Here is a 20,847-nt window from a genome sequence, read left to right as displayed (position 1 = left end):
CCTTATTAAACGGGAACTCTTCCCGTTGACTCACTTCATATCAGCAGGCCAGTTTCAACACATCATCTATTGTAAACCAGATTATTGTCAAATGTGAACCCTTCACGGGCAGTTCTATAAATCTACCAAATCTTCATCAATCCGTTAAACGGGTCTCTTATCATGCGTAAGAGCGGCAGAGACTCCCGAATATTGAAACCAGTCATCCAGCCGCTCTCTCCATGTTAACGTTTTAGCGAATCCGTAGTCAAATAGCTTGCGTGTCTCTTCAAATCTTGCTTCTTTAGATTCGGTACCCATGACAACGGCAACAAGCCGACTGCCTTGCTTCTCCGCAGTACCCGTGAAGCAGTATCCTGCATTCGCCGTGTACCCTGTCTTTAATCCGTCCGTGCCTTCATAGGAATAAGGGCCTCCTACCGATGGCAGCATCCAGTTGGTGTTGCTTAAATATAAATTCCGTCCACTTATTTTCGTTTGAGTCTTGCTGGAGGTGCTGAGTATATCGGGGTGGCTTCGAATCAAATGCGCTGCCAGTTTGGCCGTATCCTCTGCGGTCATCACCGTTTCTCCATCCGACGACCAGGCTTGATCTTTGGTTGTGTCTCGCTCGACTCCCGACGCGTTCACGAATCGTGTCGCGCTGGATAAACCAATCTCTTTTGCCTTGGCATTCATTTTTCGGACAAACGCTTCCTCGGAGCCTGCAAAATGCTCGGCAAGTGCTACGGCGGCATCATTCGCCGAATAAACCGTTATACTCTGAAACAATTCGCGCACCGTCAGAATTTCGCCCGATTTCAGGGCAATCTTAACCCCTCTGACGTCCGTTGCGAGATCGCTTATTATGACTTCATCGTCCCAGGATCTGTTCCCGGTCTTAATATCATCCAGAATCACCAACTCGGTCATCAACTTGGACATGCTTGCAGGCGGTAAGGGGATATCGCCATTTTTGCTGAGCAAAATACGCCCCGTATTTAAATCCATCAAGACAACCGCTCGCGCGTCCACCTTCGGTTTAAACCCCGCTCGTTCTATATTTCCTATGACAAACGCCCCAATCGGGACGATAATTAACAACATCATGACCAACCAAAGCCACCGTTTTTTCATCGAATTAGCCCTCCATAATAATAGACGGATAAAAAGGGCATTTGGTCTGCTTTTTTTCAGAAATTTTATTTTGAAATTTTTGTAAATAGGGTCGATTAGTCACTCAAAATAAAAAAGACCTCCTTCCGTCCGCAGACGGAGGAAGTCCCCCTATGAATCCGTTTAATTTCTAATACATGTTCTGATTGCTGTCAGAAAACTTAAATATGAAGAGTCATATTAAGCGTAGTGACAAGCAACGAAGTGATTGTTCCCCATATCACGATATTCTGGAATCTCCTGCTTGCATAGTTCTGAAGCCAGCGGACAACGAGTATGGAACTTGCAGCCGGATGGCGGGTTCGCCGGGCTCGGAATGTCGCCTTGCAGTACAATCCGATCGCGCTTCAGCGTTGGATCCGGTACCGGAACTGCCGACAACAATGCCTTCGTGTAAGGGTGCAGAGGATTGCGGAACAGCTCTTCCTTGCTAGCCATTTCTACCATCGATCCCAGATACATTACCCCAATTCGGTTGCACAGATGCTCTACAACACTGAGATCATGAGAAATGAACAAGTAGGTCAACTGTTTCTCGCGCTGCAAGTCGCTAAGCAAGTTGATGATTTGCGCTTGAATCGATACATCCAGTGCAGATACCGGCTCATCCGCTACGATAAAGTCTGGATTCAGAATCAACGCGCGGGCAATCCCGATCCGTTGACGCTGTCCACCAGAGAATTCATGCGGATAACGATCATAATGATACGCAGCAAGGCCGCAAATCTCAAGCGTTTCAATCACGCGATCCTTAAGGTCCCTACGGTTAACTAAGCCGTGGTCAATGAGTGCCTCGCCGATCGCTTCGCCAACCTTGATTCTTGGGTTCAGGGAGCTGAATGGATCCTGGAACACGATCTGCATCTTCGGACGCAGGGCACGCATCTTCTCTTTGGATAATGTATGGATATCCTGACCATTAAAGATAACTTTACCTTCCGTTTTCTCCAGCAAACGGAGAATGGTTCGGCCAATGGTGCTCTTGCCGCAGCCGGATTCACCTACAAGCCCGAAGGATTCACCTTTATTGATGGTAAAGCTGACTCCGTCAACGGCTCTTACATTACCCACCGTCCGCTGCAATATGCCACCGGTGATGGGAAAGTATTTTTTCAAACCATCAATTTCAATCAATGCTTGACTCATTACGCTTTCCCCTCCTCTTCATACAACCAGCAGGCGACCTTGTGGCCGTTAGGATCCGTACCGAGCGGAGGCGTCTTCTCTCTACAAATCTGCATGCATGATTCACAGCGATCATGGAAATGACAGTTGTCTCCAAGATCTACCGGATTGGGTACCTGTCCCGGAATCGAATACAGACGTTCTTGGGTCTGGTTAATGATGGGCTTAGCTTTCAAAAGTCCTTTGGTATACGGATGCTTCGGCTGCTTGAAGAGCTCAATAACCGGCGCTTCTTCAATGACTTTCCCCGCATACATAACAACAACATAATCTGCCATTTCCGCTACGACACCCAGGTCATGCGTAATCAGCATAATGGATGTATTCAGCTTCCCTTTGATGTCGCGCATCAGATCCAAAATCTGGGCCTGAATCGTAACATCCAGCGCAGTTGTTGGCTCATCTGCAATCAGGAGCTTGGGATTACAGCTAAGCGCAATCGCGATCATAATCCGCTGGCGCATACCGCCGCTGAGCTCATGCGGATAGGAGTCGAAAATCTTCTCCGCACGCGGTATTCCTACCAGATTGATGAGTTCGATGGCACGGTTTTTGGCCTCTTTACGGTTTACGAGCTGGTGTAACACAATAGGTTCTACAATCTGCTCCCCGATCGTTAATACCGGGTTCAGTGAGGTCATTGGCTCTTGGAAGATCATGGCGATATCGTTGCCGCGAATCAAACTCATCTCGCGCTTGCTCATCTTCAGCAAGTCCTTGCCTTCATATAGAATTTCTCCTCCTACTGGAGGTGTATCGATTAAACGCATAAGAGACATGGCTGTTACGCTTTTACCACAGCCCGACTCGCCCACCACGCACAGTGTTTCACCTTCACGGATTTTGAAGCTTACATCGTCGACGGCTTTCACGGTGCCTGCGGAGGTTTGAAAATGCGTTTTTAAATTGCGGAATTCAACTAATTCTTTTGCCATATTCGCATCTCCTACTTCTTCATTTTCGGGTCAAGTGCGTCGCGAAGCCCGTCACCGATCAAGTTAATCGCAACCACGGTAACAAGAATACACATGCCTGGCGGTATCCATAACCATGGTCGCTTGCGGAAGTCGATGAGATTGTTGGCGGCAGAAATCATATTCCCCCACGATGGTGTTGGCGGAACAACCCCGACCCCTAGGAAACTCAATGCCGATTCAAACAGGATAGCTCCCGCTACACCAAGCGTTGCAGATACAATGATGATTGGAATCGTGTTAGGAAGCAGATGACGGAAGATTTTTCGACGATCTTTAAGTCCCAAGGCTTCCGTTGCTTGCATAAATTCCTGTTCACGGAGCCCCAATATTTGACCACGTACGAGACGGGAAATACTGCTCCAACCCAATATACCAATGATAAGCATCAAGAAATAGATGCGTTTGGAAGGATCTACCTTCAAATCAGATAATACCGCACCCAAGATGATGAGAATTGGGAGCGTGGGCAATGCCATAAAGATGTCGGCCATACGCATAATCAGCGTATCTACCCATTTACGGTAAAACCCTGCCAATGCTCCAAGGGTAGAACCGATAATAATGGAAATACCTGTCGCTACCAGTCCTACTGTGAGGGAAATCCTGCCTGCAAGCATCATGCGCAGGAGAATATCACGCCCCAGTTTATCGGTTCCTAACCAATACTTCGAGCTTGGAGGCAAATTCTTATCAGCCACACTGTAATCAAATAGGGAATATGGTGAAAATACCGGGCCCATAAAACACAGCAAAAACATAAATACAATTATGAAAAGTCCGATGACAGCAAGACGGTTTCTGGAAAAACGGCGAATGGCCATTCTCCATGGAGAATCCGGCTGCTTCTTCGATACTGGTAGATTCGTTTTTAATGGTGCAGCCTCTGCGGACAAATGAATCTCCTCCTACTTTAAGCGAATTCTTGGGTCAGCGGCGCCATACAGGACATCAGATAACAAGTTACCTAGCAATGTCAGTACGGAAATAAATATCGTGAAGCCGAGCATAAACGGGTAGTCCCGCATATTGATCGATTCCAGATATACCTGGCCAACCCCAGGCCAAATGAATATCTTTTCCAAAATGATGGCTCCACCAAATAAGCCTGGCAACTCGAAGCCCATCAAAGTGATCGCAGGAAGCATTGCATTACGCAAAGCATGCTTGAAAATAACCGTACGTTCCTTCAATCCTTTTGCACGGGCTGTGCGGATATAATCCTGACGGATAACTTCCAGCATGCTTGTACGGAAATACCGCGTCAAGCTGCCTGTGCTTAGCATTGTAAGTACAGTCACTGGCAAGAACATATGCCATGCAATGTCAATCAGTTGCTGCCATGTGTTTCCATTCAAGCCTGAAGTTCTCATACCACCAACCGGAAACCATCCTAAATCCAAGGCAAAAATCTTGATGAGAAGGAGTCCGATAAAGAAAGAAGGCAGTGACATACACAAAAAGATAAATAACGTTACGATCTTATCAAACAATGAATACTGAAATTTAGCCGAGAATACCCCTGCAAAGATAGCGATTATCCAGCTAAATATCAACGAAAAAATAGCAATAAAAACAGAGTTCCATACATAGTTACCCATAACGGTGGTAACCGGTTGTTTGTGCTGAAGGGAATCTCCGAGATTACCCTTTAACATATTGCCAGCCCATGTGAAGTAACGCTCCACCGGCGGCTTATCCAAACCATAAATTTCCCGAAGCTGAGCTGCTTTCTCAGCAGTCATCGTCGGGTTATCCATTGCAGTGATATAATCACCTGGTACCATTGCTGATATTGCAAATATGAGAATCGAGATCCCGATCAATGTCGGGATAATCTGCAGCAGCCTCCGGATAATGTACTGCTTCATAATATTCCTCCCGGCTTATAAGTGGATATGCCCAGCTCTTGCGAGCTGAGCATATGTTTCCTGCTGTTATTGTTCAAGTTCGACTTTGTAAAGATCATGTACGAAGTCTTTATATGGAGTAATTTCCATACCTTTAACTCGGCTGTTGATACCCCACATATCACGTCTTTGGTGAATCGGGAGATCCGGAACGTCTTGATTCAGCACTTGATATGCTTCTGCATATGCTGCTTTACGCTCTTCAAGATCGAAGGCTTTCAGACCTTTATCCATTGCTGCATCATAAGCAGGATTGGAGTATCCGATATCATTTTGCTGTCCATCTGTACGGTATACAGTGGATTCTGGATCTGGAGTCAAGCCCCATGCAGCAAAGAACATTTCGAAATCGCCTTTATCCTTCTTATCCATGATCGCATTGAAGTCTAATGTTTCTGCAATGATCTTAATGCCAAGCTCTTGGTAGTTCTGATTCATTACCGGAATCAAAGCATCTACAACCGGGTTATCAGCTGTTGCAGAGAAGTGAAGCTCAAATTTCTTGCCGTCTTTCTCGCGGATGCCGTCAGCACCTGGAACCCAGCCTGCTTCATCAAGAAGCTGCTTCGCTTTCTCGATGTCGAAATCATGTGTGTCGATACCTTCAGTAGTATACGCCCATGATACATTCGACTGTGGAATGTTGATTACGTTAGCATAAGGACCATAGATAATTTCAACGATTTCTGCACGGTTCAAACCGTATAATAATGCTTGACGAACTTTCGGATCTTGGAACTTAGGATTTTTATGGTTCATGGCAACGTAACCGTACCCATTGGTTGGGAAGATGTTGATATCCAAGAAGCCCATGGATTTCAACTCTTCTACGGTATCTTCGTTAACGGTAACCATATCCATATCGATTTCACCGGATTGGAACATAGCCAATTTAGTTTCATCAGTAGTTGTTTTGTAAATTACGTTTTTGATTTTCGGAGCTCCCAGGAAGTAGTTCGGGTTAGCTTCCAATACAACCTCTTGACCAGGAGCGAAGCTCTTCAGAACATACTGACCGCTACCGATTGGTTTAGTATGAAGGTTCTTCATGTACTCCAGGTTGCCTTGTTTGTAATCTTTGCCGTAGTATGCTTCTGGTACGAAAGAAATGTCTCCTAGAGAATCCTTCGTCATAGCGTTTGCTTCAGTTACTTCAATCTCAATGGTGTGGTCATCGATAACTTTAACACCAGAGATGTCAGTTGCTTTACCATCATGATACTCTTGACCACCTTTTACATGTGTCGAGAAAATATCAGATTGGCCGTCATAGCTGGAATCATGAAGAACTTTCATCGCAAATGCATAATCTTTTACTGTTACAGGTGTGCCATCAGAATAAGTTACACCCTGTTTCAATTTAAACGTATACTTTAATTTATCCTCGGAAACTTCAACGCTTTCTGCCAAACGGTTTGCATACGTTCCATCACCGTTCAACGTGAAGAAAGAATCGAAAATTGCTTCTACAACATATTTATCATATGCTGTTTGCCAGAAGAACGGGTTGAAGACACCTTTTGGTGAAGTCATACCAACGATCAGTGTATCTTTACGATTTTTAGCTGCTGTAGGATTCAAAGATGGGTCCTCAGCTTCGAAATAACCTTGGCTTTCATCTCCAGTTTCAGCAGGCGGTTCTGTAGTATCTTTGTCGCCTTCAGCTGGTGGTTGCTCTGTTTGCTCCCCTTGACTTGGCTGTTCTGCTGTTCCTCCGCCCGCACATGCTGCCAATACCGTCATGGCCAAAAGCATGATGGCAAGCAGGAGTGACATTCTTTTCTTCATGCGAATCTTCCTCTTAAAAAATGTTGTTGCATTATAAATTATCAGGACGAATATTGAAATCATCCTTAAATAATTTCGAACAGAATTCTTAACGCTCTAGCATGTCATTAGCATGATGTGAAATAAATTGAAAGTTTTACAGAAAATATACCATTGGTCAATTAGTGCCAAAGTCTCTAGCAAAATCTTCATGCCTATAAAATTAATGTTATGATACGTGTAAATTTAGGTAATGTCAATTACTTTTTTTCATTTTTCTCAAAAATCATGTTTTTAACGTCATTTTTGAGGTTAATAATTAAGTTTATCTCCGTTGTATATCCTTAGTTTACTGAAAATGTATGTAATATCAAGATATATTTACAATTTATAACTATAATCGCTTATGGTTTTGAAGAGATCATGTAATATTTAATTACACAAAATTCAAATATCTATCCGAATATTTATTGATAAGGTCTAAAATGTCAATTATATGTTATATTATTTTACGTTTATTGAGTTAGTCTGGCTTGTTTATAACTAGAAACCATTTTTATGTAATATATTATCCTTACGATATGCTTCAATTCGTTATTAGATGACGTATGTTTGTGGTTCTACTTATTCATAGTTTAGCCTCCTACAGCGTTAACGCTTAAAAAAAGCAATCCGGGACTGTGATCCGGATTGCTTTCACGTTGAATTTCATGTCAGATAAATCAACCTTGCTCTTTCATACTTGCGAACTACAGATTCTTTACCCAAGCAAGTTTTAAATCCATCTCTTCAATGCACTGCTGATGATCATGCGTATCGTCAGCCACTAACGGCGTCACCGGATACGTTCGCATCTGTCCACGGTAAGGTTGAAGCAGCGGATGCACAGCATGTCTTCCTTGGATTTCCGGATCCAGCCATTTTGCCATATTTTCCTCTGACAAAATCGCCGGCATTCGTGTTTCGAACTCTCGAATCGCTTCATTGGCCTCTGTCATTAGAACCGTACATGTTCTCATTTCGTTTCCCCTGGCATCTCGCCATGTCTCGTATAGTCCGGCCATGCCGAATATTTCATGATCTCCGATAATGGTCCGTACCGCATAACTCCGTTTGCCAACCGTTCTCCAGTAATATAAACCGTTACAAGGGATCACACAGCGTCTTGTGTCAATCGCTTTACGGTAAGTGGGATTTTGGTCAACCGTTGTAATATCCGCATTGACCGCATCTTTACCCCAATAGGGTACCAGCCCCCATCGATACTCATCCAGCACTCGCTCTCCCTGTTCCTGTAGAATGACCGGCATGGTTTGGGTAGGGCTAATGTTGTACCGGCTCTTGTAGTAATACATTACCCGATTGATGCCAAAGCGTTGATTTACTTCATCGATCCCTGCGGACAGCGAGAATCGTCTGCACATACAACTACCTCCTTTTTCCTTTATCGTTTGGATAATGGAGGCGGAATATGCATAATAAGACTAACAACATGAAGCTTCCACTACTTGTACGCTTGTATCCCTGGAGTGGACATCATAAAATTGAAAGGTTTCTGCAAGTTTTATGTAATCACATTATTAAATTTTCTTTAGCGCTCTGTCGTACCAATGTTCATATATCATGTTTGTATACGATAGACATCATCTTCAATCAAGTAAGCATGAGATTTGCCTATAACGTTCTCCTTTTTTAAGGCGCCGTTTCGATTGTACTTTATTTCCAAAGTGGTGATTATCCCAGCTCTCATTTGATGAGCCAATACATACCTATATATAATAGAAGGAATTTTTTCAGATTGCTTTTTTTCGCCTTCATAATCGTATTTTTATTTCTTACAAGAGTACTCCATTATCTTATAAATTGTATTGCTTACAATAGACACTGTCCGTTTTAAGCAGACATGGTTTCAGGGCTTTAAAACTGGAAAGCTTTACACTAGGCTTGTGTTTGTCGGTAGCTGCTTTTCCTTCTTAGTGTACACTCTGGGGAGACACGGTTCCTCTGTGGAGACATTCTATATCTCAACATCTGGATAACCCCGATTCATCCCAAAATGAATAATTTCCGCATCAGGACTGCTGCGCTTTCACACCTGGGAGGTACGCTTGGATTGTTATTGTGAAACTCTCGTCTAACAAAAACTCTCATCACATGCCTCCTCGAAACCAGCTTGTACTCTTCCATAATAAAAAAGCGGTCCAGCCTATAAGTTAGGCTGGACCGCTTTGACACAAATGATTACTCAGTTGTGTATGGAAGCAATGCGATTTGACGGGAGCGTTTGATCGCAATCGTCAGGGCACGCTGATATTTAGCGCTAGTACCTGTTACACGACGAGGCAAGATTTTTCCGCGCTCGCTGATGAATTTCTTGAGCAGGTCTGTATCTTTATAGTCAATGTGAGTAATTTTGTTCACAGTGAAGAAACATACTTTACGACGCTTGTTGCGGCCGCCACGGCGTGCCGGTCTTTTGTCGTTGTCTCCGCCTTCTCTTTGTTTAAAAGCCATGTGTTGTCAGTCCTTTCCGTATTAAAATGGCAAATCATCATCCGAAATATCGATCGGTTTTCCTTCATCGGAAAAAGGATCCTGATTGTTGTTTCGCGAGTAGTTATTGTTCCCACGGTTTCCGCCACTGCTATTGCTGGTGCTGTTGCTTCCTCCGCTAAACGATGATTCCTCACGATTTCCTCCGCCACCGCTTGTTTCACGGTTTGACTCCAAGAAGCGAACATTATCGGCAATGACTTCGGTGACGTATACACGCTTACCTTCGTTATTCTCGTAATTCCGCACTTGAATGCGCCCTTCTACAGCCGTCAGACGGCCTTTACGCAGATAGTTTGCACAAGTCTCCGCAAGCTGTCTCCAGGTCACGACCGGAATGAAATCCGCTTCGCGCTCCCCGCCTTGTCCAGTAAACGGACGATCGACAGCAAGTGTAAATTGCGTTACAGCAACACCTGAAGGAGTATATCGCAGCTCGGGATCCTTAGTCAGTCGGCCAATCAAAATGACACGGTTCAACAATCCAATCCCCTCCTTAGAACGAAATCAATTACAAAGTTTTTTTACGTATTAAGCAACGTCGTTCGTGATGAGATAACGAATAACTTCGTCAGAAATCTTCATGAGACGCTCAAGCTCAGCTACAACTTCAGGTGTTGCGTTGAAGTTTACCAGAACGAATACGCCATCACGGAATTTCTTGATCTCATACGCAAGACGGCGTTTACCCATTACGTCATGCTTTGTAATTTCTCCGCCGTTGGAGATGATGCCTTGGAATTTATCGACTGCAGCTTGAACAGCTTCTTGTTCAATGTCAGGACGAATAATGTACATCACTTCATATTTGCGCATATGTTTCACCTCCTTATGGACTTCGGCCCTCAATCTCTGTTGAGAGCAAGGAGCGAGTCTAACTCGCACCATAATACTATATCAGAACGGGTGATCGGATGCAAGTTTCTTTTCGATGCTGAATATGCTCTCTTCCCTTTATTACCGCGCTTTTCTCACTTTCCCTGCAATGATTTAGAGTCCAATGGCGCATGATAATACATGCAGTCCATCCATCATAATGAGGAGGAATTCCACAATGGGAGAACAGTCCGAATTTCGTGCAGGTGACAAAGCCCCAAACAACGGCATTTATATGGAAGTGGGCGTCAGAGACCATATCATGGGGATCGAAAACCCTCGTCAAATCCAAATGAACAAGGGTGACACGTTCCCTGAAACCCAAAATGACGATCGTGTATGGTTAAACAAGCGCAGAGTGCAGCCTAAGTAACCACCTGAGTGATCAGCCTAATCAGCTCCTCGGGAACTTCGTACATCGTGCCTACAGCATCCTGTGCGCACGGTACGAAGTCAGGGATACTACAAATGGCTGTCGGCCAAACCAGGCATTCTAATCATTTAACCTTGGAATTTTTATCCGGTGAAATTAGTGTGTATACAAAATTACCTTTATGCGCACATTATAATCAGGCGGTGCATGAGAGAGGTGTGGTTCCGTTGAACGTTGCAGCAGAACGACGCATGAGGTTTCTGATCGTCGCACGGATTGCAAGCTGAGGAAATGAGCCGAATGCTTGACCTCTTGGACAAGTGAAGCTATTGACAAGGTTCGCAGAAGTGCTGATAAAATGATTCCAATTCACAGCACCGCCTACCCAGAAGGAAGGGCCCAATCGGGCCCTTCTTTTTCGTGCAAATGCTCGAGACCCAAAACTCAAGCTTGTTCCAACGAAAAACACCCCCTGCAGGTATCTGCACGAGGGTGTTTTATTCAAAGACGCTTTACAGCTTAACGCCTAACTTATGTATCAACATCGTTTATAACCATAACAGCGGAACTTTAAACGATTGGTGGCGGAAAGGGTGGGATTCGAACCCACGCACGCCTTGCGACGCCTAGCTGATTTCGAGTCAGCCCCCTTGGGCCTCTTGGGTACCTTTCCACAGCAAGATTGATTATATCATGGAAACGTTATCTGGTCAATAGCTTGCCTTAAACTCAATATTGGTATTGAAAGTTTGATTGTTGCTGCTCGATATTCCCATAAACCTGCTTGAATCTACCTTCCTGTTCAGATTCTTTCTTAGTGTATTGGCAGAGAATGAAACACTGAAGAACTGCAAACGCCTGGGAGGAGGATAGATCCCGCACGTGCATGCGGAAGCCCGCTCCTTAATCAGATTATCTTACGATTTAATATGTCTGCAGTAATCGCTTGAACGCTTCGGGGAGGAGTTTTTACGGTGTGTCCCCTGCCCCTTCCGTCTCCTGAGCCGAACGCAAAACCTTCTTCATATTCTTCTCAAACTTTAAACGGGGGATCAACACGCTATGCTGACACTTGGTACATTTGATCCGAATATCCATCCCCATGCGAATAATCTCCATCTCATTATTCCCACAAGGATGCGGCTTCTTCATCTGAACGATATCCCCTAACTGAAATACCTTGCGTTCCATGGCTACCGCTCCCTTTAACTTCTATTACTTCTTCTATCTATTATATATCATTGGATAACCGATTAGATCAACCCTGCACGCGTTCTTGTTCCAAATCCCGTGCTTCAATCGCCTGTTTGATATCCGTAAAAATCTGACGCTCCACATCTTCCCTTGCGTTCGGATTGCATTCCGCCACAATACGAACAACATACTCGGAAGTATTCAATGACTGGATTCCTAATACATCCGGTGCTCGCTGTACCTCGGGACTGCGATCCATAATTCCCGTGAGGGCCGCTTGAATCAGTGTAACCGTGTCCTTCACCTGCTGGTCGTTCTTTACCGGTAGATCTACAATAGCTAATGAGTTGGAAAGGGAGTAGTTCGTGACGCTGGTAATCATCCCGTTCGGAATAATATAGGTCTCCCCATTCAATCCCTTTACACGCGATGTGCGAAGCCCGATCATTTCGACAGTTCCCCGGTACTCACCACTCTTGATTACGTCGCCTACTGCAAACTGATCCTCGAATATAATAAAGAATCCGGTGATAACGTCCTTCACTAAACTCTGTGCACCAAAACCTATTGCAAGCCCAAGTACCCCAGCACCGGCTAACAGCGGTCCTAACTTGAAGTTGAACTCTGAAAGAATGATTAAAATCATAACAAAGTTGCACACAACGGAGGTTACATTTTTTAACAACTCCCCGACCGTGACAAACCGTCTTGAGTTCACTTGAATTCGGCTCTTCTCCTGCCTAAGAAGAAACTGATCAATCATTTTATACACAACCCGTATCACAATACGCGTCAAAATAAAAATGATGATAACCCGAATGCCGGATGACAGGATATGCATCCACATCTCTTCATTCGTTAACCATCCCCAGACTTTATCTTTCAAGCCCTCAGCCTCCTCAGCTATGGTTTTTAAATCCACCTCATCTGCATCTCCTGATAAGAAACCAAAGCCCCTCATCCTGATGTCCTCCCCTTACTCTTCGATGTTGATATACCTCTCGTTGTTATCCAGCGCAAAGATGCCCCGGACTTCCACATGCTCCTGCCGGATAATCTCTTGAACATCTTTTAACGCATCAGGTGGGAATTGAATCGATAATGCACAGCCTGCTGTAATCTCTTTTGGTGTAGGAAAAAGATCAATTTCGATATCCGCGTACTCCAACAGCATTTCCGCACGCAGCGCCTGCTGGGTGGAATCGAATGCAATCAACATTGCGCCTTCCACTTCCCCGTCCCCCTCCATCGTGCCTATCATTTCTATGTATGTTCTACTCATCATCATTCCCAATGATTGAGAGTTTTATATAAACCTTTTCATAGAGCAACCTATTCATATAACTCATGCAGCCCAGTTACATATGCTATTCCAAAGAATATCCTTCTGTCCGAGTTGAATATAAATCACATTTTTAGCAAATCGCAAAGTATAAAAACAGTCTTTCATCCATATACTGATACTACCAAATGCAGACGAAAGGAAGATTCTATGAACCGTCTATCTAAAATCACGTCTCGCCCGGAGGCTTCTAGCTTAAAAATACCACACACAGACCCTAATATCCATTCTGCTATTATACATCGCTTGCTCTTCCATCTCTCTGACGCCCGTATTCAGCATCGTCCGCTTGTTATTGTCTGCATCGGTACCGACCGGTCCACCGGTGATTGCTTGGGGCCACTGGTCGGCACTTCACTAGCCCGCTACAACAGTCCGCTGTTTCATCTCTACGGCACACTGGACGAGCCTGTCCACGCCATGAATCTGAAGGATACGCTGACCTCCATATACGAGAAATTCGATAACCCTTTTGTGATCGGGATTGACGCCTGCCTGGGGCAATCATCAAGTGTAGGTTCTATTCAGATATCCGATGGTCCACTAAAGCCTGGAGCCGGCGTACATAAAGAATTACCGCCGGTCGGCGATATCCATGTAACAGGTATCGTCAATGTCGGCGGCTTTATGGAATACTTCGTATTGCAAAACACTCGCTTAAGCTTGGTCATGCGGTTGTCTGATATTATTGCAACCTGCCTATTTGCAGGCATCAAAGAGTGGAACCGTTCTACTTTTCTTGCAGCGCAAGAGTGACGGCCTCTTTTTCTTCGGGAGACAATGGATATTGGGACTGCCCATCCTTCAGCGGTTTAGCGTACACAAAAGAGCTCTCCCGGTTATGCAGACCGGTCAGCACGATCCCTTCCTCTTGTTCGCTGAGAATAGCCAGGGAGAAGCTCATTTCGTTTCCCCGCTCGCCAAACGCATTGTATCGAACGATACCAACCTTGGACTTCATCCCTTTCAAACTGCCGCTGATCGTATCCAGCATTTTTTGATGATTGGCATGCCCGTCTTCAATCTCATCCATTTGGATTTTCAATTGGACCAACAGTGATTCGATGTCTTCTACCCCACTGCCTGCCATCATCGCATCATAACGACGCTTCATTTTACGCAATTTTGTTCCCTGTACAATTAAAGTTACCCATAAGATCAAGATGATCATGACCATTCCGACGACAAACCAATGAAGCTGCTCCATGATCAATTCATTTAATTCAGACATGCTTTCTTCCTTCCTCTTCTCCATCTTGATCTATTCGATTAACTATGAATCTCTGCAATCGCTTTTCGCATGAACTCTACCTCGTCACGGCTAGTAGATATCCCCACGCTCGCTCTGACTGCACCCGTCTGTTCCGTGCCTGATGCCATATGGGCAAGCGGTGTACAATGATAACCGGCACGCACGGCAATTCCATATTCCCGGTCCAGTCGAAAAGCCAATTCAGACGCACTGTATCGCTCCGACACAAAAGCAACAATACCTGTCCTCGCCTGCCCAAGAGCAGGACCCAGTATACGAAGGCCTCCTACCTCTTGTAGACCCTCTATCATATATTGCGTTAACTCCCATTCATGCCGGTAAATATGCTGCGGTGTCCATTCAAGCACCTTCTTCACACCTGCTTGCAATCCCGCATATCCAATCGTGTTAGGCGTCCCTGCCTCATATCGATCCGGACGTACCGTTGGTTGTTCAATAGCCTCCGATTGACTCCCTGTGCCTCCGTGCAGTAATGGTTCCAGATCAATATCAGGCGAGATATACAACCCGCCTGTCCCCTGTGGCCCCAGAAGCCCTTTATGCCCCGGAAAAGCCAACATGCCTATATGCATCTCCTCCACATGAACATCCAGCATACCGGCACTCTGGGCAGCATCTACGAGCAGCACCGCCCCTTTCCTCTTCACCAGTTCTCCTATTTCAACGAGAGGAATAATCGAACCAAGAAGATTGGAACTGTGACTACATACAACAAGCCTAGTATTAGAACGAAAAGCTTCCTCCATTAGTTGCACATCAAGCTGACCTTCCTCATCGATAGGAATATAGTCCACTTGTACCCCTCGGGTACGTTTCAAAAACTCTAGCGGTCTTCGCACTGAGTTATGTTCAATCATAGTGGCAATCACATGGTCGCCTTCACGCAAATAGCCTTTGATTGCTAAATTCAACGCTTCTGTTGTATTCGATGTCAGCGCAATATCATTAGGATTTTTCACCCCAAACAAATCTGCGAGCGCCTTTCGTGTTCCGTAGAGTACACGAGAAGCTTTCACCGCCATCCGGTGACTCCCACGTCCCGGGTTTGCAGCCGCCTCCTCCATCGCCTTTCTCATCGCCTCGAATACTTCAGGAGGCTTTGGCCACGAAGTGGCTGCATGATCCAGATAAACGATCGGGTCCATGATGTTTCCCCTTCATCTTTACCGTATTGGTGTCTCTTAACAGGATATGCCCAAACCTCTTCAAACCCAGCATCAAGGCTATGGCTTCACGTCTAGTTAAATAAAGACATATCTCATTCCCTTACAGGAACGTCGACATGTCTTTGGTTTTTAATCGCACTCATTTGCTGTTCGACCATTTGTTGTTCAACCCGTCACTCACAATAGCATCTTTTTCAACAAAACCACGACACTTTTATTGAAGAAGTTCCAACAACCGTTCCAGGTCCTGTCTGCTATAGTAATTAAGCTCAATCTTCCCTTTATCCTTATTGTGCTTAATTTTGACCGTTGTTTTAAACCGTTCTCTCAGATCCTCTTCCAGATGATCGATATAAGGATCTCTATTCTTAACCTTAGGCTTCGCTTTATCCGTTGGTTTACGATCCAGATTCTTAACAGCTTCCTCTAGCTCACGAACACTCCACTCTTGCTCCACACACTGTTTTGCCAACTGCTTAACAAGAATCGGATCCTTAATTCCAACGATCGCTCGCGCATGTCCCATGGATAATGTTCCACGTGAAACATTGTCCTTCACTTCTTCTGGTAGAGAAAGCAACCGCAAAAAGTTAGCGATGTGGGAACGAGACTTACCTACCTTCAATGAAAGCTCTTCTTGGGTTAAGGAAAATTGTTCCATTAAACCTTGATAAGCTACAGCAATCTCCATGGCGTTCAGGTTCTCGCGCTGCAGGTTCTCAATCAGGGCAATTTCCATAACTTGTTGATCGCTAAAAGATCGAACCACCGCCGGAATCGTAGCTTTCCCGCAATATTGAGATGCCCGGAATCTGCGCTCCCCGGCAATAATCTCATACCCTTTCAGCACACTGCGGACGATAATCGGTTGTATAACTCCATGCTGACGGATCGATTCCGCCAATTCCTGGATTGCCTCATCGTTAAATGTCTTGCGCGGCTGATACGGATTCGCTCGCAATTGACTGAGCGGAATTTCCACTACCTTGTCATCATCATGAATAGACAAAGATGGAATAAGCGCATCCAGCCCTTTTCCCAATCGTTTACTCATACGAGATCACTTCCTTTGCCAGCTCCAAGTATACTTCCGCTCCCTTAGAACGAGGATCATATGTAATGATCGACTGTCCATGAGAAGGCGCCTCACTCAAACGAATGTTTCTAGGAATAATCGTTCTGTACACTTTTTCCTGAAAATACTTTTTCACTTCTTCAATCACCTGAATGCCCAGGTTCGTGCGCGCATCCAGCATCGTCAGCAATACGCCTTCAATTTTGAGAGAGGTATTTAGATGTTTCTGAACTAGGCGAACCGTATTCAGCAGCTGACTCAGACCCTCCAGTGCGTAATACTCACATTGAATCGGGATGATTACAGAATCGGCTGCGGTCAATGAATTGATCGTTAAAATACCAAGCGATGGAGGACAATCAATCAAAATATAATCGTACTGAGGCTTGATTAATTGTAGTGATTTCTTCAACCGTACTTCACGGGAAATCGTAGGGACAAGCTCAATCTCAGCACCAGCCAATTGAATGGTTGCCGGAATGATGTCCAATCCTTCTATGTTAGTCCCACAGATGGCGTCCTTCGGGTGTACTTCATTGATGATAATATCATATATGCAATTTGCAACATCGGCTTTATTAATGCCAACCCCACTCGTTGTGTTTCCTTGGGGGTCTATATCCACCAAAAGCACCCGTTTGCCTAGCGAAGCCAATCCAGCTCCCAGATTGACGGAAGTCGTCGTTTTGCCGACACCGCCCTTTTGATTTGCTATGGCAATTATCTTTGACACTCATTTCACCTCAATGTAGGAAGACTCTTCTAAGTAGTCGCATAGATGATATACAGCGATAGGCTGTATATGTATTAAGCGAACGATCCCGGTGACTCCGGGATGCCAGGATATAGCGGCGATGAAAATGAGTAATAAATTACATGGTTCTCATCTGTTACAACAAACCTAACCCCTTCGTTAATCGATACAGCCTGGTGCAGAGCACTATCTCTTGATCAACAGAAAAAGCGGTACGATGCATACCGCTTCACACCATATCTTAACGTTTAGGTATTTTTATAACGATTTCATAGTGATCTTCATGATCATTCTCTGTTGTCTTGATTGCCATCCCGGAACCGGATACCATATCAATTGATTGACGAATCGTGTTCAAAGCCAGGCGAACATCCTTACTATAAGATATACGCTTAGACTTCTTCATCGTTGTTACTTCTTTATAAAAGGCGATTCGTGCCTCCGTCTGCTTCACATTCAGTTCCTTGGTAATGATCTCATCCAGCACCTTAAGCTGGGTTTCTTCATTATCCAAAGAGAGCAGCGCACGGGCATGGCGTTCTGTCACTTTACGTTCCATCAGAGCCACTTTAACTGCTTCCGGTAGCTGCAGCAAGCGAATCTTGTTTGCAATCGTAGACTGGCTTTTTCCTAAACGCTGTGCCAAGCTCTCTTGTGTCAGTTGATGAAGATCAATCAGCTTCTGATAAGCAACAGCCTCTTCAATGGACGTCAGTCCTTCACGCTGCAAATTTTCGATTAACGCAATCGATGCCGCCTGTGAATCGTTGAACTCCCGAACAATGGCCGGAATCGTGTCCAGACCCAGCTTCTTAACCGCACGCCAGCGGCGTTCCCCTGCAATGATCTCATACATGCCATTACGGACACGAACAACGATAGGTTGAATGACTCCATGAGTTTTAATCGTCTGGAGCAGTTCATCAATCTTCTCATCATCAAAAATCGTCCGTGGCTGGTATGGGCTGCTGACAATCTCGTTTACCGGGATTTGTTTCACTTCATCCCCTTGGTTCCGCTCTGCCGCTAAGCCAAACAATCTCGAAAATTGTTCTTTCATTCCGTATATTACCACCTAATTTCATGATAGCACGGATAAGCCTCCGAATATCCCGGAATCGGTTAAACGATTGGACAACCACAATATGGAGCCATACTCAGATGATTCCACCATCCATTGGCGCTAGAATCCACTGTGGTGCCAGGCATTTCCCTGCAAAAACAGATTTCATGCTGATCAGAGAAAAGACGCCCGTGGTGATCATAGCCGTATTACTCTGATCCAAACCGCTGCATGAAGCGGTTTCTTCTTGAGAGATATAACAGGAGGTTTTATCATGATGCTTACTATCAATCGATATCTCACAAGTGGTATATATGTTTTCCACTTCGCATAAGGCCATGATCCCCTTGGGATCGCACGGCACTTTTCAAAAAACAGCAGCCACAACGATCAAGGTTGTTGACTGCACGAAGCAAGGATGGAAAAGTGACCAAACCAGGATTTATACTCTTTCATCCTATTAAAGAACGGGCAAACCGGCCCTTCTGTCCAAATGGATACTACGATTCTATTCTACCACTTTTTGTCCTATAACTCTATTCTCCAATATCACCTTTTTTCCTTCATTTATCGCTTGCTATATACAGGATTTGTGCACAGTTCCAAAGTTTTCGTGTCGATATCATGTTAATAGCCCACCTCAACTATCCTGCAGCCTTTCTTACGAGCCTAGCATTCAGAATAATTGTGGGATTTGCCAATAGATTAGATCGCTCCAACGACCAATAACATCCAAGTCCAAGACGAGCTGAATCTCATAAGCTAGTAGATGAATACGAATGATGTAACGAATGAAGTAACATCGTGCGTTACTGCTCCCTGTGCGCACATGGCATTGTCCGGCACATGATTATGATCACTGCAGACTTCCTTTCCTAGGGGGTCTAGCCTTCAATATCCAAGTCAGATAGTAAAATTGAAATCAAGCGATCATATTTCCAAAGGGATGTCTATTTATATCCGCCAACATACTTCTAATGTTTCACGTGAAACATTCAAAGTTTATCAGGTATATCCACAGCGTTGATATCATTCTTATTCATACGCTCAGCTTGAACTGAAAAATCCCCCTTTAGAGGTCAGCCTTGGTTCTGATTAATAAAATTCGCGCAAAGGGTGAGCGCGTGATCAAAACCTAAAGATGCTACCGTATAGACTTCCTCCCGCTCGGCAATCCGAGCTCAATTTTTTTCTTATTTCACCCCCGCCCCAATGTATAGAATAGATAAACGCACTGATGGACTTAACCAATGAAACAACGGTTTCTATATATTTCATTTGTGAATAGAAAAAAGTATTAATCACCGACCTGCCCACTCAAGACAAATCTTACACAGCCAAAAAAAGAGAAGAACTCCATAGAGTCCTTCTCTTTGATTAGTTTACTTTCTTCTTGCAGAGCTTGCTTCTGCAAAGGATACCGGAGTCATTGATAGTGCCTTAGATCAAAGTTGCAAGATACTTACACAATCGGTGTTTTGCTGGCCGTACCCGCCTTGCGGGGGTACTTGGAAGGCGTGGCTCCCTTTTTATCAATCACTACGATATGTCGGCCAGATTCCTCTACGGGTAAGGAGAACGAATGAACCTTGTTCAAAGCCCCTCTCAGCTCCTTCAAGCTGCGAGCCGCCTCCTTCACCTCTTCCGTAGGGTCACTGCCCTTCATGGCGGCGAATCGTCCCCCTACCTTGGTGAACGGTAGACAGAACTCGTTCAACACAGCCATGCGAGCAACCGCTCTTGCGGTGACCAGGTCGAACCCGTCACGGTACCCCTGCTTACGAGCAACCTCTTCCGCCCGTCCGTGAATCAGTTCAACCCCAGTAAGGCCAATCGTATCCACAACATGCTTCAGAAAGTTAATTCGTTTGTTAAGCGAATCCACAATCGTCAGTTTCACATGCGGGAAACATATTTTCAGAGGAATACCCGGGAAGCCAGCGCCTGATCCGATATCCGCCAGATTGCCGATTTGAGTCATATCCACGTAAAAGGCGAGCGTAATCGAGTCGTAAAAATGCTTCGTATAGACTTGCTCCCGTTCCGTAATCCCGGTTAAATTCATTTTCTCGTTCCACTCCACCAGTATTTCGTAATACATCTCGAACTGGTGAAGCTGTTTCTCATCGATTGTAATCCCGTGCTCACCGAGCCGGTCAACAAAAGCTTTCTGAATGTCGTCCATTC

The 20,847-nt window shown here is 44.8% G+C and carries 21 protein-coding genes and 1 tRNA gene; 2 read left to right on the top strand and 20 right to left on the bottom strand.

Annotated features, from left to right (window positions below; translation table 11 throughout):
• Positions 1-144 precede the first annotated feature (144 nt).
• From ABEW73_RS07570 to rpsF, 10 genes are all read right to left on the bottom strand, one after another.
• Complete coding sequence (locus tag ABEW73_RS07570) at positions 145-1,116, bottom strand: D-alanyl-D-alanine carboxypeptidase family protein (RefSeq protein ID WP_430173618.1); 972 nt, start codon at positions 1,114-1,116, stop codon at positions 145-147.
• Between the two features lie 219 nt (positions 1,117-1,335).
• Positions 1,336-2,301, bottom strand: a complete 966-nt coding sequence (locus tag ABEW73_RS07565) for an ABC transporter ATP-binding protein (protein WP_430173616.1) — start codon at positions 2,299-2,301, stop codon at positions 1,336-1,338.
• The gene (locus tag ABEW73_RS07560) at positions 2,301-3,275 is read right to left on the bottom strand and encodes an ABC transporter ATP-binding protein (protein WP_430173614.1); all 975 of its coding nucleotides are present in this window, start codon (positions 3,273-3,275) and stop codon (positions 2,301-2,303) included. Before ABEW73_RS07560 ends, ABEW73_RS07565 begins: the two co-directional genes overlap by 1 nt.
• A gap of 11 nt (positions 3,276-3,286) precedes the next feature.
• Positions 3,287-4,210 (bottom strand): oligopeptide ABC transporter permease, encoded by a 924-nt coding sequence (gene opp4C / locus ABEW73_RS07555; RefSeq protein WP_430113282.1) that lies wholly within the window; start codon positions 4,208-4,210, stop codon positions 3,287-3,289.
• 12 nt (positions 4,211-4,222) lie between these two features.
• On the bottom strand, positions 4,223-5,185 hold the full coding sequence (locus tag ABEW73_RS07550; protein ID WP_430173611.1) for an ABC transporter permease: 963 nt from the start codon (positions 5,183-5,185) through the stop codon (positions 4,223-4,225).
• Between the two features lie 66 nt (positions 5,186-5,251).
• The gene (locus ABEW73_RS07545) at positions 5,252-7,012 is read right to left on the bottom strand and encodes an ABC transporter substrate-binding protein (protein WP_430173609.1); all 1,761 of its coding nucleotides are present in this window, start codon (positions 7,010-7,012) and stop codon (positions 5,252-5,254) included.
• A 728-nt stretch (positions 7,013-7,740) separates the two neighbouring features.
• Positions 7,741-8,415 (bottom strand): SOS response-associated peptidase, encoded by a 675-nt coding sequence (locus ABEW73_RS07540; protein WP_430173607.1) that lies wholly within the window; start codon positions 8,413-8,415, stop codon positions 7,741-7,743.
• 817 nt (positions 8,416-9,232) lie between these two features.
• Positions 9,233-9,505, bottom strand: coding sequence for a 30S ribosomal protein S18 (gene rpsR / locus ABEW73_RS07535; protein ID WP_006207333.1), 273 nt, complete (start codon positions 9,503-9,505; stop codon positions 9,233-9,235).
• A 21-nt stretch (positions 9,506-9,526) separates the two neighbouring features.
• Positions 9,527-10,027, bottom strand: coding sequence for a single-stranded DNA-binding protein (ssb, locus tag ABEW73_RS07530; RefSeq protein ID WP_326118479.1), 501 nt, complete (start codon positions 10,025-10,027; stop codon positions 9,527-9,529).
• Positions 10,028-10,075: 48 nt separating this feature from the next.
• Positions 10,076-10,360 carry a 30S ribosomal protein S6 gene (rpsF, locus tag ABEW73_RS07525; RefSeq protein ID WP_036640509.1) on the bottom strand — a complete coding sequence of 95 codons (285 nt, stop codon included), beginning with the start codon at positions 10,358-10,360 and terminating at the stop codon, positions 10,076-10,078.
• 238 nt (positions 10,361-10,598) lie between these two features.
• Here rpsF and ABEW73_RS07520 point away from each other — a divergent pair, with 238 nt between their 5' ends.
• Positions 10,599-10,793 carry a YjzC family protein gene (locus ABEW73_RS07520; RefSeq protein WP_053490757.1) on the top strand — a complete coding sequence of 65 codons (195 nt, stop codon included), beginning with the start codon at positions 10,599-10,601 and terminating at the stop codon, positions 10,791-10,793.
• Between the two features lie 582 nt (positions 10,794-11,375).
• Here ABEW73_RS07520 and ABEW73_RS07515 read toward each other — a convergent pair.
• The 4 genes from ABEW73_RS07515 to ABEW73_RS07500 form a co-directional block, all read right to left on the bottom strand.
• A tRNA-Ser gene (locus ABEW73_RS07515) sits at positions 11,376-11,466 on the bottom strand.
• A 296-nt stretch (positions 11,467-11,762) separates the two neighbouring features.
• Positions 11,763-11,984 (bottom strand): DUF951 domain-containing protein, encoded by a 222-nt coding sequence (locus ABEW73_RS07510; protein WP_076326286.1) that lies wholly within the window; start codon positions 11,982-11,984, stop codon positions 11,763-11,765.
• Positions 11,985-12,051: 67 nt separating this feature from the next.
• The gene (locus tag ABEW73_RS07505) at positions 12,052-12,873 is read right to left on the bottom strand and encodes a mechanosensitive ion channel family protein (protein WP_430173605.1); all 822 of its coding nucleotides are present in this window, start codon (positions 12,871-12,873) and stop codon (positions 12,052-12,054) included.
• 90 nt (positions 12,874-12,963) lie between these two features.
• The gene (locus tag ABEW73_RS07500) at positions 12,964-13,218 is read right to left on the bottom strand and encodes a DUF3343 domain-containing protein (protein WP_430173603.1); all 255 of its coding nucleotides are present in this window, start codon (positions 13,216-13,218) and stop codon (positions 12,964-12,966) included.
• A 261-nt stretch (positions 13,219-13,479) separates the two neighbouring features.
• Between ABEW73_RS07500 and yyaC the strand changes: the two genes are divergently transcribed.
• Positions 13,480-14,085, top strand: a complete 606-nt coding sequence (yyaC, locus tag ABEW73_RS07495) for a spore protease YyaC (protein WP_430173601.1) — start codon at positions 13,480-13,482, stop codon at positions 14,083-14,085.
• On the opposite strand, the gene ABEW73_RS07490 is transcribed toward yyaC, so the two are convergent.
• The 6 genes from ABEW73_RS07490 to rsmG form a co-directional block, all read right to left on the bottom strand.
• Positions 14,060-14,560, bottom strand: a complete 501-nt coding sequence (locus ABEW73_RS07490; protein ID WP_430173599.1) for a DUF4446 family protein — start codon at positions 14,558-14,560, stop codon at positions 14,060-14,062. The genes yyaC and ABEW73_RS07490 overlap by 26 nt on opposite strands.
• Positions 14,561-14,598: 38 nt before the next feature.
• On the bottom strand, positions 14,599-15,747 hold the full coding sequence (locus ABEW73_RS07485; RefSeq protein WP_430173597.1) for an aminotransferase class V-fold PLP-dependent enzyme: 1,149 nt from the start codon (positions 15,745-15,747) through the stop codon (positions 14,599-14,601).
• 235 nt (positions 15,748-15,982) lie between these two features.
• The gene (locus ABEW73_RS07480; RefSeq protein WP_076326291.1) at positions 15,983-16,822 is read right to left on the bottom strand and encodes a ParB/RepB/Spo0J family partition protein; all 840 of its coding nucleotides are present in this window, start codon (positions 16,820-16,822) and stop codon (positions 15,983-15,985) included.
• Positions 16,815-17,576: a ParA family protein gene (locus ABEW73_RS07475; protein WP_076326292.1), complete on the bottom strand. Its 762-nt coding sequence runs from the start codon at positions 17,574-17,576 to the stop codon at positions 16,815-16,817. The genes ABEW73_RS07480 and ABEW73_RS07475 overlap by 8 nt, the downstream gene beginning before the upstream one ends.
• Before the next feature lie 262 nt (positions 17,577-17,838).
• Entirely contained in the window at positions 17,839-18,657 is an 819-nt protein-coding gene (gene noc, locus ABEW73_RS07470; protein ID WP_076326293.1) for a nucleoid occlusion protein, read from the bottom strand.
• Between the two features lie 1,465 nt (positions 18,658-20,122).
• Positions 20,123-20,845, bottom strand: a complete 723-nt coding sequence (rsmG, locus tag ABEW73_RS07465; RefSeq protein WP_098749600.1) for a 16S rRNA (guanine(527)-N(7))-methyltransferase RsmG — start codon at positions 20,843-20,845, stop codon at positions 20,123-20,125.
• Positions 20,846-20,847 lie beyond the last annotated feature (2 nt).

This window comes from Paenibacillus lautus, from assembly GCF_050482385.1.
In the GTDB taxonomy this organism is placed as follows: domain Bacteria; phylum Bacillota; class Bacilli; order Paenibacillales; family Paenibacillaceae; genus Paenibacillus_AQ; species Paenibacillus_AQ lautus_B.
This window is presented reverse-complemented; position numbering and strand designations above follow the sequence as displayed.